The sequence below is a fragment of the Dactylosporangium sp. NPDC050688 genome (assembly GCF_040654515.1).
Taxonomy (GTDB): domain Bacteria; phylum Actinomycetota; class Actinomycetes; order Mycobacteriales; family Micromonosporaceae; genus Dactylosporangium.
In genome coordinates this window covers 1-1,778 of the sequence record NZ_JBFAIC010000176.1, presented here as the reverse complement: position 1 = coordinate 1,778, position 1,778 = coordinate 1, and the positions used below count along the sequence as shown (strand labels likewise).

The window sequence follows — 1,778 nt, the reverse complement described above, 5'->3', positions numbered from 1 at the left end:
CGGTGCGCAGGGGATGACGCCGTCGACGACGGACGCGCTGTTGCGGATGGTGGACACGGTCCGGGGGTTGTTGTCGGAGATCGAGGAGCACGGCCGGGAGCTGGAGGGCGACGACTCGGGGGTGATCGCCGCGGTCAATGCGTGCATCACCGACGGCTCGGCGCCCGCTCCCGCCGCCGCTGCTCCCGCCGCACCGGCCGCCCCGTCGAGTGCCGCTTCGGGTGCCCCGCAAGACGCCTCGCAGACCACCTCGGCGCCCGCCGCTGAGGCGGTGCAGGGCACCGTTGTCGATCCCACGCCGGTGGTCGAGGTGGTAGTCGAGCCGGTCGTCATCGTCCAGTCCCCCGCCGCCGCTGCCGCATCCGCCGCCCCGGTTGCCGGGACGCCTTCAGCCGCCACAGCCCCAGCTGCCGCTGCCGGCCCGGCTGCCCCCGCCGCGGCTGCCGCTCCCGCCGCCGCTGCGGCGCCCGCAGCCCCCGCCGTCGCTGCGACCCACGCGCCCGCTCCGGCCGCCACCCCCGCCCCCGCTGCGGCCCCCGCACCCACTCCGGCCGCCGCAGGCGCGCCGGCGTCCGGCACCGCCAAGCCGGCTCCCGGCGCCAAGCCGTCCGCGGCCAAGCCGCCCGCCGCGGGCGAAGGCGGCGACGACGCCGTGTCCCGGCGCAGTGTTGCGGATCAGTCGATCCGGGTGGATGTGGATTTGTTGGACAAGTTGATGAATTTGGTGGGGGAGCTGGTGTTGACCCGGAATCAGTTGATCCGGGCGATCGGGTCGGTGGCGGATCCGGGGATGACGCGGACGGGTCAGCGGTTGAATCTGATCACGTCGGAGTTGCAGGAATCGGTGATGAAGACCCGGATGCAGGCGATCGATCATTTGTGGTCGAAGTTGCCGCGGGTGGTGCGGGACCTGTCCTCGACGTTCGGTAAGCAGATCCGGCTGGCGCAGGAGGGTAAGGAGACCGAGCTGGACCGGTCACTCCTGGAAGCGGTGAAGGATCCGTTGACGCACCTGGTGCGCAACGCGGTCGATCACGGTATCGAAACCCCGCAGGAGCGCGCCGCCGCCGGGAAGCACCCTGAGGGGACCCTCACGTTGCGGGCGTATCACGAGGGTGGGCATGTGATCGTGGAGGTGCGGGACGACGGGGCGGGGATCGACCCGGACCGGATCGCCCGGATCGCGGTGGAGAAGGGTCTCGTGTCGCGGGATCAGTTGTCGGCGATGGACCGGCGGGAGATCCTGGCGTTGGTGTTCCGGCCGGGGTTCTCCACCGCGAAAGCGGTCACCAACGTGTCCGGCCGTGGGGTCGGGATGGATGTGGTGAAGACCAACATCGAACGCATCGGTGGTGCGGTGGATGTCGACTCCGTGGTCGGTCAGGGCACCACGTGGCGGCTCACGATCCCCTTGACGTTGGCGATCATTCAGGCGTTGACGATCGAGTGCGGCGACCAACGGTATGTGATCCCGCAGGTCGCGGTCCACGAACTCGTCTATCTGGACGGGCAGTCGGGGCGGGTGGTGGAGCATGCGATGGACGCCCCGGTGTACCGGTTGCGCGGCAAACTCCTGCCCCTCGTCTATCTCGATGACACCCTCGGCCTGGCCCGTGACGGTGCGCATGACAGGGACGTGTACGTGGCGGTGCTGCAGGCGGAAGGTAAACGGTTCGGGTTGGTGGTGGACCGGGTGCTCAACACCGAGGAGGTGGTGGTCAAGCCGCTCACGTCCAGGTTCAAGGACATCGGTGTGTACGCCGGTGCCACCCTGCTCG

The 1,778-nt window shown here is 69.9% G+C and carries 1 protein-coding gene; it reads left to right on the top strand.

Annotation, left to right across the window (positions count from 1 at the left end; all coding sequences use genetic code 11):
* Window positions 1–1,778, top strand: a 1,778-nt coding sequence (locus tag AB0H83_RS51800; RefSeq protein ID WP_360111449.1) for a chemotaxis protein CheA, incomplete at both ends; no start/stop codon positions are given.